Source organism: Psychrobacillus sp. FSL H8-0483 (genome assembly GCF_038637725.1).
Taxonomy (GTDB): domain Bacteria; phylum Bacillota; class Bacilli; order Bacillales_A; family Planococcaceae; genus Psychrobacillus.
The window spans coordinates 1,282,511-1,295,475 of sequence record NZ_CP152052.1; the positions used below are offsets into that span (position 1 = coordinate 1,282,511).

Below are 12,965 nucleotides of genomic sequence, written 5' to 3' on the forward strand. Positions count from 1 at the left end.
TTTATTCCCCCTTTGTTCCACCGACGGTTATTTCACTAATACGAATCATTGGCTGACCTACATTTACTGGGAGGCTTCCACTTAACGAACCGCACATTCCAGCACCGTGTGCGAGATTATTGCCGACACGGTCTACAAGTTGCAATGTTTTCGCGCCATTTCCGATAAGTGTTGCACCTCGAACCGGACGTTTAATCTTGCCATCTTTCACGAGATAGGCCTCCATAACTGCGAAGTTGTAATCGCCTGTTGCTGGATTTACGGAGCCTCCCCCCATGTATTTTGCATAAATGCCGTTTTCCGTAGAAGCGATAATTTCTTCCGGTGTAGAAGTGCCAGGTGCGATATACGTATTGGTCATACGAGAGGTAGGGTTGAAACGATACGACTGGCGACGCGAAGATCCAGTCGCTTCTGCATTCATGCGACGAGCATTAAATTTATCAATGAGATAACCTTTTAGAATTCCATTTTCAATCAAGATATTTTTACGAGTTTTCTCTCCTTCATCATCAATAGAAAGGGAGCCCCATTCGTTCGGGAGTGTACCATCATCGATATAGGTCACGATATCAGGTGCGACCTTTTCACCAATCCGATTCGCGAAAACAGAATTATTTTTAGCAATAGAAGTCGCTTCCAACCCGTGTCCACATGCTTCATGGAAAATAACACCACCGAATTCATTATCGATAATGACTGGAAACTTCCCACTAGGACATTCATCCGCACCAAGCATTGTTACAGCAATACGCGCCGCTTCACCTGCATAATGTTCGAGATCTAGTTTTTCGATAAATTCAAACCCTGCATGTGCACCTGGCCCGTAGAAACCTGTTTGCATTTCGACGCCATCGGAAGCGGTCGCTTGAATGGAAAGTCTACTATGGACACGTGTGTCTGTGATGAATTTACCTTCGGAATTTGCAATCAGTACATTTTGTTCTTCGTCAAAATAGCGGAGAGCGACCTGCCGTATACGCTCATCATAATTTCTCGCAATCTCATTTGCCTTTCTCATGATGGCAACTTTTCTAGCATTTTCGACATTTTGTGGCATTTGAACAATTTGGTGTATAGGATTTAATGTTTCTTTTTGAAGTGGATGAATGATTCCTTGTGCTCCACTATTAATTGCAAGTGCTGCGCGTTTTGCTGCTACTAGCAAACCTTCTTCGGAAAAATCAGTCGTATAGGTATAGATGCTTTGGAGACCCGAAAAAATACGAATACCAATGCCAAAATCACGACCAGATATACTTTTCTCTATTTTTCCACTTTGCAATTCTATTGTGTTCACATATTTATCTTCAATGAACACTTCTGAGAAATCGCCGCCTGTTGAGAGAGCGGCTTCTAGTACGTTTTCAATTATTGATTGTTTGATCATTTTCTCTTCCCCCTTACTTTGGATTATATCTCAACTTATTGTTAGAACACACTTATTATATTGATAATTTAGTATTTTTAGTATTTTTAATTTACATCTTTCTTTATTTAAAGGATTTAAATGAAAAGTGGAGAATAATTATAAATGAATCAATTTCATAATCCTAATTTACATAAAAAAAACACGAACAATACTAAAGGAAACTAAAGGAATATATATTTTACATGTAATAAAGTATAGTTGATTTCCGCTATAGGCGGACGCTTTCAGCGGGGTGAGCGATAAGCCATCACCACAGCTCACGCGTCGTTAGTGATGTCTTATCTGTCTCACTCATCCCGCTGGAGTCGCCGCCTGCCGCTTCAATCAACAAAGTGATAAATGTTTGTATTTTAATGACAAAGTACTATTTATAAAATTAACTCAAATAGGAAAATATTAACTTAATTGAGCTTGAAGGGATAAATGAATTTAGGATTTGTTCTATAAGCTCGTCTGGGTCTTGGGAATCCGTTTTTCCGTAGGAGCCTCGTGGATTTTCGAAACAATATATATGCTTCTAAAAAACAATAGACTAATTAACAGAGCCTAGTGTTATGGCAGGGGAGAGGTTACGTCTAACTCCAATTATCGAAAAGAAGGTGAAGAATTGAGATTAATATTACCAAAAGAATATACTAAATTTTTCTGGGCTGTATTCCCATTCGTTCTACCACTGGTTGCCATATATTATTTTTTTTATGATTGGAAATTTCATTTGTATTACTTTAATGAATTAGAAGATTTTGGGTCACTTTTGTTTGCTCTAATTATTAGCATACTTCAGAGTGCCTTATATACGTTCTTTTTCTGGTTAATTTTTAAGGTAGTACAAAAAGTTACGATGCCTATAAAGAAGTAAGAAACCGTGGGGAAAAAGCGATGAAGCTAGTAAAGGTTTATCATTATGGTGCATTTAGTAAAGAACCCAATAGTGGGAATCCTGCAGGAATCACACGTGATTAACCAAAAATTACCCAGTAATTTGCTTATTAATAAGCGGAGAGTCACCATATTCAATGGTCATACGAAGGATATACAGGTCCTGACTATTGGGGTGAATTGGATCCATCCTTTACGGACGTGAGGTATTAGTGAAAGGTATCATGTTCATACAATCTACTGAATAGTTTTAGAGCTTGTTACAAAATATGATACCTAGTTGTCGGTGGTTGTTATGTCAGTTTTGCAAAAATAATAAAAGGGCATCGTTCTAATGGAACGATGCTCTTTTATCCATTTATTCGATATCGCATCAAAGTTGTTCTTTACCTATCAAATCACTCTCGTGATAAGGCTATGGCTCTATGATTCCAATCGATTGTTACTTATTTATTTCGATCAATCGCCTTTTTTCATAATAAAACTAAGATGTCTTCCGCTTTGTTTGTCTTGACGATAGGAGAACCCATCTGGGCTTAAATACGTACAGGTTGGATCAATGGTAATTTGCTCAGTCGAGATGCCTGCCAACTCACATTGCTTTTTCACGGTTTGCTGGTTGTCGATGTGATACTTGTTGGTTTGGTTATTGTAATACATAAAATCATCCGCATAGCCAAGGTTTTTAAATTTTACATACACATCTTCATCTACTTCAAACTTTTCCTGACTTAGCGCAGCACCAATTTGGACACGTAAATCACTCGGGTTACAATTTTCCACTTGTTTTAGATGTTCAAAAAGTTTCAAGGTAATTTCTTTGACTGTACCTTGCCATCCGGAATGTATAACGCCAATGAGGCCATTCACTTCATTGTAAAAAATCACCGGGACACAATCGGCGGTAAAGCTACATAATAAAAGATTTGGCTCATACGTATATAGGGCGTCTGTATCCGCAATTGCGGTATCCAAACGATCAGCGCCACGCCCTTTGTCAGCAAGCGTTACGCGTTGGAAATTCGAGCTATGTGTTTGATTGGCACAAACGAAATTATCCAGCTCACAATGCAAGGTAGCAGCTAATTTTTTGCGATTTTTCCTTACATTGTCAGGGTTTTCACAGATGTGGAGAGCCATATTGTTGATTTCAAGTTCGGCTTCATCTTTTACGGTCATCCCTGCTATAAAATTCTCATTATTTAAGTAAATAGTTGTTTTCATATCATCACCTTGCTTTAATATATACGAATCTATTGTTGATGTATAGGTCAGTATACCAATAGTCTATCGAAACTATAATTATTAAGTGTCATTAGTAAATTAAATTATCATCTCATAATATTCTCTTCTTTAGGCAAACGGGTATCAAAGACTCGAGGAAAGGTGATAACATGCATAGCTATGTTAAACTGGAATATTTTTCTTAAAGAGAAAAGAGTTAAGTTTTAAATTATTACTTTTTTCTTAGTTTCCAATTAAACAAGTTATTAAGATTATTTCGCTCTAGTATGCAATCAAAAGTTAAAGAAAAAAGACCTCAACATAATTGTTGAGGTCTTCAATAATTTAGTCTTTCTTATATAAAATAAAACACTGCGGAAATAAATATCCCTGTTATTAGCATTATGATCAATCCATACCCCATAATATCTTTTGCTTTTAACCCTGCAATTGCCAAAGCTGGCAGTGCATAAAACGGTTGAATCATATTCGTCCATGCATCTCCCCAAGCAAACCCCCGGAAAGCGTCCGCCTATAGCGGAAATCAACTATACTTTAGGGAAAAAGCGTTATTTCACTTCCACAAGTTCGGGTAAAACTGTAAAACTTGCTTCTGTTTTCTCTTTCACTTCATCTATTGTCACGCCTTCTGTTGTTTCAATAAGTACCATTCCGTTTTCTGTGAAGTCAAACACTGCTAAATCTGTAATTAGTCGATGAACAACTCCTTTACCTGTAAGAGGTAACGTACATTCTTTTTTAATTTTTGATTCACCGTTTTTATTTACATGTTCCATCACGACAACAACCCGTTTTGCGCCATTGACGAGATCCATTGCTCCACCCATTCCTTTGACCATTTTCCCTGGAATCATCCAATTGGCTAGATCGCCATATTCAGATACTTCCATACCACCAAGAATCGCAAGGTCGATATGTCCACCACGGATCATTGCAAATGACTCGGCGCTGTCAAAAAATGAAGACCCAGGAACTGTTGTAATTGTTTCTTTACCTGCATTAATTAAATCTGGATCCTCTTCACCTTCTAATGGGTAAGGACCAATGCCAAGTAACCCGTTTTCTGATTGTAATAAAACGTTAAAATCAGTCGGAATCTCATTGGCGACAAGCGTTGGAATCCCAATTCCTAAATTTACATTCATACCGTCTTTTATTTCGTGTACAGCTCGTTTCACTATTGATAAACGTGTATTCCTCATCATAATTCGCTCCTTTTTACGCCTTGACAACTGTTCTGCGTTCAATTCGTTTTTGATAATCTTTTCCAACTAAAAGTCGCTGCACATAAATACCTGGTGTGTGTATTTCATCGGGATTCAGTTCACCTGGTTCGACAATTTCTTCTACCTCTGCAATAGTTATTTTCCCAGCCATTGCCGCAAGGGGATTAAAGTTGCGAGACGTTTTCCGGTATATGAGGTTGCCTAGTGTATCTGCTTTCCACGCTTTTACTAATGCAAAATCGGCCACAATACCTTCTTCAAGTAAATATGTTTTTCCATTAAATTCTTTCGTTTCTTTGCCTTCTGCAATTAATGTACCTACACCCGTCGCGGTATAAAAACCTGGAATACCAGCTCCACCAGCTCTCATTCGTTCGGCAAGCGTGCCTTGTGGTGTCAGTTCTACTTCTAGTTCCCCACTTAAATATTGCTGTTCGAAAATTTTATTTTCACCGACATAAGAGGAGATCATCTTCTTAATTTGTTTATTCGCTAACAATAGCCCTAGACCCCAATCATCGACACCGCAGTTGTTACTATAGATAGTAAGATTCTTCGTACCTTGTTCGCGAAGTGCTTGAATTGTTATCTCTGGTATACCACAAAGCCCAAAACCACCAACAATAAGTGATGAGCCGTCTTGAATATCTGAAACCGCTTCCAAAATTGAATTCATTACCTTACTCATATAACTACCTCCTAATTCTTCCTCATAAGAGAAAGTTTACAACTAGTCGGAATATAAGTAAAATTCATAAATAGAATAGAATTTATTCCAAAAGAGAATAAAAGAGGGGGGTATAGGAATGGAGCTGCGTGACATCAAGTCTTTTATAGAAGTAGCTAATCACCGTAGCTTTACGAAGGCCACAGAATACTCGTATCTCTCTCAACCTTCATTGAGCAAGGCGGTCAAAAAGTTGGAAGAAGAATTACATGTGAAACTTTTCGATCGTTCAACACGCCATCTTGAATTGACTGATGCTGGAAAAATTGTATATAGACAAGGGCAACAGGCACTTAATTTGCTAAATGAGTTACCGAATTTACTAAATGAGTTAATCGAAATCGATACCGGCGAGATTAAAATAGGAATCCCACCACTTATCGGCACCCTATTCTTTCCATACATTGCTCGTACTTTCCACGACCAATACCCTAATGTGAAGCTAGAACTCGTGGAACTTGGGGCAAAGTTAATTGAACAGCTTGTGGAGGAGGGTAAGATCGACCTGGGATTAATTGTTCTGCCAATTGATGAATTGGTATTCAATGTTTATCCTTTTATTAATGACGAATTTGTTCTGTATATTAATCAAGATCACCCGCTTGCTAAACATACATCTATAGCTCTATCGGAACTAAAAGACGAGCAATTTATTATTTTTACGAAAGACTTTGCTTTGCATGATTTTATTATAAATACATGTAAAGAAGCAGGATTTACCCCTACTATTTCATATAAGAGCTCACAATGGGATTTGATTTTGGAATTGGTTGCTTCCAATCTGGGGATTACTTTATTACCAAAATCAATTTTTGAAAAACAAAACAATCCAATAATCAAAACCATTTCATTGCAAAAACCATCTCTTCTTTGGCAACTAGCCATTGTTACGAAAAAAGACGCATATCAATCTTTTGCGTTGAGAAAGTTTCTGAAAATGTTTACGAAAGACAGAAAATTCATTTGATGTTATTAGTTAAATTCGTTTACATAGGATAAGGTTTTATAAAGGCTGTCAAATTGGTTTATTTAAAGTTTCGCATTAATCATTTTTTCACATGATTCCGCTGCAAATTCTCCGAAACATATTGTGAAATAAAAAAATGACTCCCTCTCCAGTGACGAAGGGGGAGTCATTGCTCATTTTTCTATTTCAAACATATGAAACTTCAATCCATATGGATCATCAAACATCACGCTCTTTTTTGCGTATTCCTTTGTAATGACGCACCCATGTTTTAATAAGACATCCAAAGCAGTTTCAAAATCCTCTACTGCAAATTCAAAGAATGTATTGTTTTCCGAGCTTTCTTCAAGGAAGAAGTTGGTGCCACTCATGGAAAACTTTGTTCCCTTTTCCGAGATCTGTACTTTTTTCATTCCTAAAACATGCTCATAAAATTCAAGCGCATTAGGATAATCCGTAACACCTACTGCAATATTATTTGTTAATTGGAAGGGAGAGCGATTGTTTAATTTCTGTTTGGCAACGACATCATTTGAACCGGATGGAAGTAAATCGAACAATGGCCAAGTCACACAAAAATCATCGCCTGGCCCAAGAGGTGACTGTGCAATTTGATAAATATTTCCCTCGTTATCCTTACGGAATGTGGACACGCCAGGAAGGTGATGCTTCCCATTTTGGAAGCCCATATCCTTCGTAAAAGTACTACCTTGAGTGGAAACCATAGGAAATTGCCATTTACGACTTGCAGCAAAGTCCTCTTGCACTTCTGGTGTGTCTGGTGAAGCAATAACAAAACCTGCTTTGGCGTTTAAATGATGAAACACACCATTAAAACCATCCGCCCACATCGTGCAATACGAACAACCTTTACCCATATTATGAATAACAATTAATTCATTCTTGTTACCAAACAACTCACCTAAGGTAGTTTGTTGATGAAAGGATGTTGTAAATTCGTAGTTTTGAACAAGGATTTCAGGCACTGACATTTTTAGCTCAGTTAGTTGTCTTTTCTTTTCAAGAATTTCATTTTGAAGCACTTCAATTTGAGATAATAAATGGGAAGTTGACATATGATTTCAGCTCCTTTTCGAATACTTTATTCATTCAACAACACAGCACCTTTTTCCTTCACAACTTCATATTATCTATTCATTCTTAAGCCTCTTAAACTGTATTAGAAACTAGTACTTTTTAAGCTTTAACATCTATAATCAATTTAAGTTGAGATTTGCTCACGGGTAAATTAGGCTAAACGTGCACCAATCCGATTATCCGTTTCTAATCATGCAGATTATGCGAAAGTAAAGAGCGTTTTTTAACGACTTTAACCATGCAGATCAATCGACAACAAAACGGTATATCGGTATCACTGACGAAGAAGAGGCCAACACACTGAATGACTTCCGACTATTTTAATAAAACAATTCGAGGACGGTTGCGATAAGAATGCTGCCATTCAAGATTGATCTTGAATTTTAATTGAAATCAGCTGTATCCAATGGGGGTTGCTGGTTTTAAAAATATTTAGAAAATCCAGTTGACATTCCATCTACTACGTGTTACGGTCTACCTGTAGTAAGTCACACTGGATATCGACACCACTTAATAGTGGAGTTGCAAAAGTATTTTCAAGGAAAATAGTTGACATCTCTGCTACTCGGTGTTACGATATACTTGTAATAAGTAATACTGAATAGCTGTTTCCCAAAAGCTATTCAGTAAAAATTTCCGTCAGTACTAAGTTATACTGAATACAAGTCAGACAAAATAGAGGAGGCTCTGAACATGGAAAATTTAACTGAAATGCTGAAGGGTTCGCTGGAAGGTTGCGTGCTGGAAATCATCAGCCGCCATGAAACCTATGGCTACGAGATTACCCGCCGCCTGAACGAGCTTGGGTTTACTGAAGTCGTGGATGGGACGGTCTACACCATCCTCGTGCGATTAGAAAAGAAAAAACTGGTGAACATAGAAAAGAAACCGTCAGATATGGGGCCGCCCCGCAAGTTTTACTCACTTAATGAGGCTGGCCGCCAGGAACTTGAATTGTTTTGGAAAAAATGGGATTTTGTATCATCAAAAATCAACGTCTTAAAGTCAATCTAGCTTCATAAGATATTCCGTACGATATTTTTGGAGTGTCTTGTTTAGCCTATTAAAAAAGGAGGAAAAATAACATGATGGAAATGTTCAAAAAAATAATTGGTGATAAAAAAGAATACAAGATGATGATGGCACGAGTTGAAGCCCTGCCAGAGGACTATCAGTTTGTATTTAAGAAAATTCAAAACTACATGTGGAATTTCTCAGCGGGCAGCGGGATGGATATGCTGCACATGCAGTATGAATTAATCGAGTTGTTCGAAGTCGGTGCGGCGGAAGGCAGACAAGTGCTGGAAATCACTGGGGACGACGTGGCGTCCTTTGCCGACGAACTAGTGGCAAACGCTAAAACCTATATTGCCAAGTATCGTGAAGATTTGAATCAGAGTATCATGACGCGATTGGAAAAAAATAAATTCAATAGATAATACCGACTGAATAGCTGGTTACAAGTATGAATTATCACCTTCGCTATTCAGTTATATTTTCACCCGGTAGTAAGTTGTACAGATTATCAGTCAGACTAAATAGAAGAGTATAGGCAATCTAGCCGTCAGATATGGGGCCGCCCCGCAAGTTTTACTCACTTAATAAGGATGGCCGCCAGGAACTTGAATTGTTTTGGAAAAAATGGGATTTTGTATCATCAAAAATCAACGTCTTAAAGTCAATCTAGCTTCATAAGAAACTCCGTACGATATTTTTGGAGTATCTTGTTCAGCTTAATAAAAAAGGAGGAAAAATAACATGATGGAAATGTTCAAAAAAATGATTGGTGATAAAAAAGAATACAAGATGATGATGGCACGGGTTGAAGCCCTACCAGAGGACTACCGGTTTGTATTTAAGAAAATTCAAAACTACATGTGGAATTTCTCAGCGGGCAGCGGGATGGATATGCTGCACATGCAGTATGAATTAATCGAGTTGTTCGAAGTCGGTGCGGCTGAAGGCCGACAAGTGCTGGAAATCACTGGGGACGACGTGGCGTCCTTTGCCGACGAACTAGTGGCACACGCTAAAACCTATGTCGCCAAGTATCGTGAAGATTTGAATCAGAGTATCATGAAGCGATTGGGAAAAAATAAATTCAATAGATAATACCGACTGAATAGCTGGTAACAAACATGAATTACCAACTTCGCTATTCAGTTATATTTTCACCCAGTAATAAGTCATACAGATTATCAGTCAGACTAAATAGAAGAGTATAGGCAATCTAGCTCCGCAAGGCGCTTATTATAAGGAGGAAAAAAGTATGAGCAATGCAGCGATTTCTGTAAAAGGGTTAAAAAAATCCTTTAAAGACAAGGAAGTTTTAAAGGGGGTGGATTTTGAGGTGCGGCGTGGCGAAATTTTCGCACTGCTGGGCTCAAATGGAGCAGGCAAGACGACGATAGTCAACATCCTCTCGACACTGATGAAGGCTGATGGCGGCGAAGTAGGTATTTGCGGCTTTGACGTCCAGCGTCAACCGGATCGTGTTCGCCAGAGCATCAGCCTGACAGGGCAGTTCGCAGCTTTAGACGGCATGCTCACCGGGCGGGAAAACCTGATGATGATCGCCAAGTTGTGGGGAGTTTCCAATCCCGCTCAAGTCGCCGACAATCTGCTTGCAAGATTCAGCCTGACCGATGCGGCCAAACGCCGGGCAGACAAATATTCCGGCGGGATGAAGCGCCGGCTTGACATCGCCATGAGCCTGATCGGGACGCCAGCAGTTATTTTTCTCGACGAACCGACGACAGGGCTTGACCCCGAAGCGCGGATTGAAGTCTGGGATACCGTCAAGGAGCTTGCCGGCGGCGGCACGACCATCTTGCTGACGACCCAGTACTTGGAGGAAGCCGAACAACTGGCGGACCGTATCGCCATCCTGCATGGCGGAAAAATCATCACGACTGGTACTCTTACCGAACTCAAGGAGATGTTCCCGCCAGCGAAAGTGGAGTACATCGAGAAGCAGCCGACATTGGAGGAAATTTTCCTCGCGATCATCGGCAAAAAGGAGGAGATGTAAATGAAAAGCAAAACAGGGGTATTACTAGGGCGTTTAATGCGGAACATCATACGCAGCCCGGATACGATTATCACGGTGGCGATTACGCCGATTATGATGCTGCTACTGTTTGTCTACGTATTTGGCGGCGCCATAGAGACAGGCACGGACAACTACGTCAATTATTTATTGCCGGGAATCTTGCTGATGGCTATCGCATCCGGCGTCGCTTACACTTCCGTGCGGCTGTTTACGGATGTAAAGAGCGGGCTGATGGCGCGTTTCATTACCATGCCCATCAAGCGCTCATCGGTATTGTGGGCTCACGTGTTGACCTCGCTTGTTTCCAATGCGCTTACGATCGTGGTGGTTATCCTCGTCGCGCTCTTGATGGGCTTCCGTTCCAGCGCTGATATCCTGGATTGGCTCGCGGTTGCTGGGATACTCGGGCTGTTTACGCTGGCGCTGACATGGCTGGCGGTCATTCCCGGATTGACAGCGGGGTCTATGGAAGGGGCGACAGCCTACTCGTACCCGCTGATTTTCCTGCCGTTTATCAGTTCGGCCTTTGTCCCCACCGAAACCATGCCTAAAATTGTCCGTGCGTTCGCTGAGAACCAGCCCGTGACTTCAATCGTGAATGCGATTCGTGCCCTCTTGTATGAAGGGTCTGTAGGCAACGATATCTGGATCGCGCTTGCCTGGTGCGTCGGCATCATGGTCATCGCTTACTTCTTCGCCATTAAAGTATTTAAACGCCAGTTAGGGTAAGTACACCATTATGGGATTAGCCATATCAATAGTCAGCCACTGCGATGAATGCATTTGCTATCACATGGAAGGCTGCGTTAAGTTGAAAGAGAAAATCCATTTTTAATAAAAATGGGTTTTTTTTTATCCGTTAATTGTCCCTATTGACAAGAGGGGATTATCACCAAAGGAAAAGTGTGATGAAAAATGAAATAAGGAAATGGGGGGCAACCTGTAATACGGAGAACCGTATCAGAAGTAAATGAGGTTTTTTTAGAAAAATAAAAAGCCAAAAATGAACAAGGTATAAATAGAACCTTGATTATTTTTGGCGTTTATAAGGAAAATCAGCATCCGTTACATTAATAAAGCCTTTCTAATTAAAAATGAAAGGAAAAGTAAATATAACGAAAGCCGCCCAAAGTCCGTAGACTGGTAAATACTTAGTAACCGCATCTTGGATTGGTGAAGGTCCGGTCTTGTTTTGTAGAAAACGCATATAAGAGACCATAATCCAAATAAGATTTCCCCAGATAAGTATGTTTACACCTAAAACAGCAAGTCTGTTTGGTGTAATCCCATAAGAAGAAAGTCTGAACACTATGGCTGACAAAGCCACACTGTCAATGATAAGAGCAAGAACAATTAGGGCAAAATTTATATAATCAGAAATGTTCTTTTTCTCGTCTGAGTCGCTTTCGGTAATTGAAAATATGGTAACGGCCAATACACCAAGGAGTATTCCGTTGAAGGCTATCAGGAAATTGCGGTCCAAGAATGGATTTTTTCCTACCCATATAACTGTTATAAGATAGACCAACAATGTGACCAGGACAAGAGGACTAAAAATTTTAGCTATATATGGTGTAATATTCTTAGCAAGTTTAAGATTCATTGATACCAGGTATGCAGCCACAATAGCGAGAGCGGCAGCACCAAATAAAACGATATTACTAAAATAGAATTCTTCTATATCCAAGCCAACAAAGCTAAATAACTGCATGGTTAATGCCGCTAGCACCATTCCGCTAACTGCCATGCTGGCGTAGAGAATACAAAATTCCAAATTAAATTTAATATAGGCTAATCTTGTACTGCCTTTTGAATATTCATTTCCTGTAAATGCAAGCCCTACCAATACCCATAAGAATATGGGAAGGTGTAAATAAGCAAGGATAATACTGTCTTTATAATTTAATGGTAGCGTATTAAGATAAAACCCGGAAATTAGAAACAACGCTGCAAGGGAATAAATAACACTTTTTTTCGGAGTATTATTGTAAACAAAATAGGCAGCAATAAAGGGAATAATACCAAAAGCCAGGTTAATTGGAGCAATTGCTTCCTGTTCGACAAAATGAAAAATGATTCTGGTACTTATCCCGGCCAGAATGGCTAAAATGCCCATGAATAAGAAACCTTTTTGAAGAAAGGAAGCTTTTTCTGAATGTGAAGTTTCCTTGAAATGCAATCTTTCATACCAAATGCCAAGAACCTGAGAATCAGGATTTTGTTCCCATGCGTCTGAGAATGACTTTTTAAAGGCATGGGGGTCATTTCTAAACATTCTTTCTAGCTCATGGGGATTAGAAATATTTTCAATAATTAAATTTTTGCTGTCCATGATTATA

12 protein-coding genes and 2 pseudogenes are annotated in these 12,965 nt (G+C 39.3%); 7 read left to right on the plus strand and 7 right to left on the minus strand.

What is annotated here, in order from left to right; genetic code table 11:
* Window position 1 precedes the first annotated feature (1 nt).
* The 5 genes and pseudogenes from MHB48_RS05860 to MHB48_RS05880 form a co-directional block, all read right to left on the minus strand.
* On the minus strand, window positions 2–1,390 hold the full coding sequence (locus MHB48_RS05860) for a TldD/PmbA family protein (protein WP_342600597.1): 1,389 nt from the start codon (window positions 1,388–1,390) through the stop codon (window positions 2–4).
* Window positions 1,391–2,770: 1,380 nt separating this feature from the next.
* Entirely contained in the window at window positions 2,771–3,535 is a 765-nt protein-coding gene (gene pgeF / locus MHB48_RS05865) for a peptidoglycan editing factor PgeF (protein ID WP_342600598.1), read from the minus strand.
* 355 nt (window positions 3,536–3,890) lie between these two features.
* A pseudogene (locus tag MHB48_RS05870) lies at window positions 3,891–4,046 on the minus strand (TIGR00366 family protein); the annotation flags it as partial.
* Between the two features lie 58 nt (window positions 4,047–4,104).
* Window positions 4,105–4,758: a CoA transferase subunit B gene (locus MHB48_RS05875; RefSeq protein ID WP_342601305.1), complete on the minus strand. Its 654-nt coding sequence runs from the start codon at window positions 4,756–4,758 to the stop codon at window positions 4,105–4,107.
* A gap of 16 nt (window positions 4,759–4,774) precedes the next feature.
* A complete protein-coding gene (locus MHB48_RS05880) occupies window positions 4,775–5,470 on the minus strand; it encodes a CoA transferase subunit A (protein WP_340918892.1) in 696 nt (231 codons plus the stop codon).
* A gap of 118 nt (window positions 5,471–5,588) precedes the next feature.
* Here MHB48_RS05880 and MHB48_RS05885 point away from each other — a divergent pair, with 118 nt between their 5' ends.
* Window positions 5,589–6,476, plus strand: coding sequence for a LysR family transcriptional regulator (locus MHB48_RS05885; RefSeq protein WP_342600599.1), 888 nt, complete (start codon window positions 5,589–5,591; stop codon window positions 6,474–6,476).
* Between the two features lie 173 nt (window positions 6,477–6,649).
* On the opposite strand, the gene MHB48_RS05890 is transcribed toward MHB48_RS05885, so the two are convergent.
* Window positions 6,650–7,552 carry a DUF899 family protein gene (locus MHB48_RS05890; RefSeq protein WP_342600600.1) on the minus strand — a complete coding sequence of 301 codons (903 nt, stop codon included), beginning with the start codon at window positions 7,550–7,552 and terminating at the stop codon, window positions 6,650–6,652.
* Between the two features lie 715 nt (window positions 7,553–8,267).
* Between MHB48_RS05890 and MHB48_RS05895 the strand changes: the two genes are divergently transcribed.
* The 6 genes and pseudogenes from MHB48_RS05895 to MHB48_RS05920 all read left to right on the plus strand — a co-directional run bounded on the left by MHB48_RS05895 (window position 8,268) and on the right by MHB48_RS05920 (window position 11,355).
* Window positions 8,268–8,588 carry a PadR family transcriptional regulator gene (locus MHB48_RS05895; RefSeq protein WP_342600601.1) on the plus strand — a complete coding sequence of 107 codons (321 nt, stop codon included), beginning with the start codon at window positions 8,268–8,270 and terminating at the stop codon, window positions 8,586–8,588.
* A 71-nt stretch (window positions 8,589–8,659) separates the two neighbouring features.
* A complete protein-coding gene (locus MHB48_RS05900) occupies window positions 8,660–9,013 on the plus strand; it encodes a DUF1048 domain-containing protein (protein WP_342600602.1) in 354 nt (117 codons plus the stop codon).
* Window positions 9,014–9,135: 122 nt separating this feature from the next.
* A pseudogene (locus tag MHB48_RS05905) lies at window positions 9,136–9,261 on the plus strand (PadR family transcriptional regulator); the annotation flags it as partial.
* A gap of 71 nt (window positions 9,262–9,332) precedes the next feature.
* Window positions 9,333–9,686: a DUF1048 domain-containing protein gene (locus MHB48_RS05910; protein WP_342600603.1), complete on the plus strand. Its 354-nt coding sequence runs from the start codon at window positions 9,333–9,335 to the stop codon at window positions 9,684–9,686.
* 157 nt (window positions 9,687–9,843) lie between these two features.
* Window positions 9,844–10,605 (plus strand): ATP-binding cassette domain-containing protein, encoded by a 762-nt coding sequence (locus tag MHB48_RS05915; protein WP_342600604.1) that lies wholly within the window; start codon window positions 9,844–9,846, stop codon window positions 10,603–10,605.
* Window positions 10,606–11,355, plus strand: a complete 750-nt coding sequence (locus MHB48_RS05920; protein WP_342600605.1) for an ABC transporter permease — start codon at window positions 10,606–10,608, stop codon at window positions 11,353–11,355. It abuts the gene before it with no gap.
* A 355-nt stretch (window positions 11,356–11,710) separates the two neighbouring features.
* Here the strand turns inward: MHB48_RS05920 and MHB48_RS05925 are convergent, their stop codons facing one another.
* Window positions 11,711–12,958 (minus strand): DUF4153 domain-containing protein, encoded by a 1,248-nt coding sequence (locus tag MHB48_RS05925; protein ID WP_342600606.1) that lies wholly within the window; start codon window positions 12,956–12,958, stop codon window positions 11,711–11,713.
* Window positions 12,959–12,965 lie beyond the last annotated feature (7 nt).

Excerpts from the sequence above, each read along its gene's own strand:
- MHB48_RS05860 (WP_342600597.1), bottom strand. The coding sequence starts at position 1,390 with ATGATCAAACAATCAATAATTGAAAACGTACTAGAAGCCGCTCTCTCA.
- pgeF (WP_342600598.1), bottom strand. The coding sequence starts at position 3,535 with ATGAAAACAACTATTTACTTAAATAATGAGAATTTTATAGCAGGGATG.
- MHB48_RS05875 (WP_342601305.1), bottom strand. The coding sequence starts at position 4,758 with ATGAGGAATACACGTTTATCAATAGTGAAACGAGCTGTACACGAAATA.
- MHB48_RS05880 (WP_340918892.1), bottom strand. The coding sequence starts at position 5,470 with ATGAGTAAGGTAATGAATTCAATTTTGGAAGCGGTTTCAGATATTCAA.
- MHB48_RS05885 (WP_342600599.1), top strand. The coding sequence starts at position 5,589 with ATGGAGCTGCGTGACATCAAGTCTTTTATAGAAGTAGCTAATCACCGT.
- MHB48_RS05890 (WP_342600600.1), bottom strand. The coding sequence starts at position 7,552 with ATGTCAACTTCCCATTTATTATCTCAAATTGAAGTGCTTCAAAATGAA.
- MHB48_RS05895 (WP_342600601.1), top strand. The coding sequence starts at position 8,268 with ATGGAAAATTTAACTGAAATGCTGAAGGGTTCGCTGGAAGGTTGCGTG.
- MHB48_RS05900 (WP_342600602.1), top strand. The coding sequence starts at position 8,660 with ATGATGGAAATGTTCAAAAAAATAATTGGTGATAAAAAAGAATACAAG.
- MHB48_RS05910 (WP_342600603.1), top strand. The coding sequence starts at position 9,333 with ATGATGGAAATGTTCAAAAAAATGATTGGTGATAAAAAAGAATACAAG.
- MHB48_RS05915 (WP_342600604.1), top strand. The coding sequence starts at position 9,844 with ATGAGCAATGCAGCGATTTCTGTAAAAGGGTTAAAAAAATCCTTTAAA.
- MHB48_RS05920 (WP_342600605.1), top strand. The coding sequence starts at position 10,606 with ATGAAAAGCAAAACAGGGGTATTACTAGGGCGTTTAATGCGGAACATC.
- MHB48_RS05925 (WP_342600606.1), bottom strand. The coding sequence starts at position 12,958 with ATGGACAGCAAAAATTTAATTATTGAAAATATTTCTAATCCCCATGAG.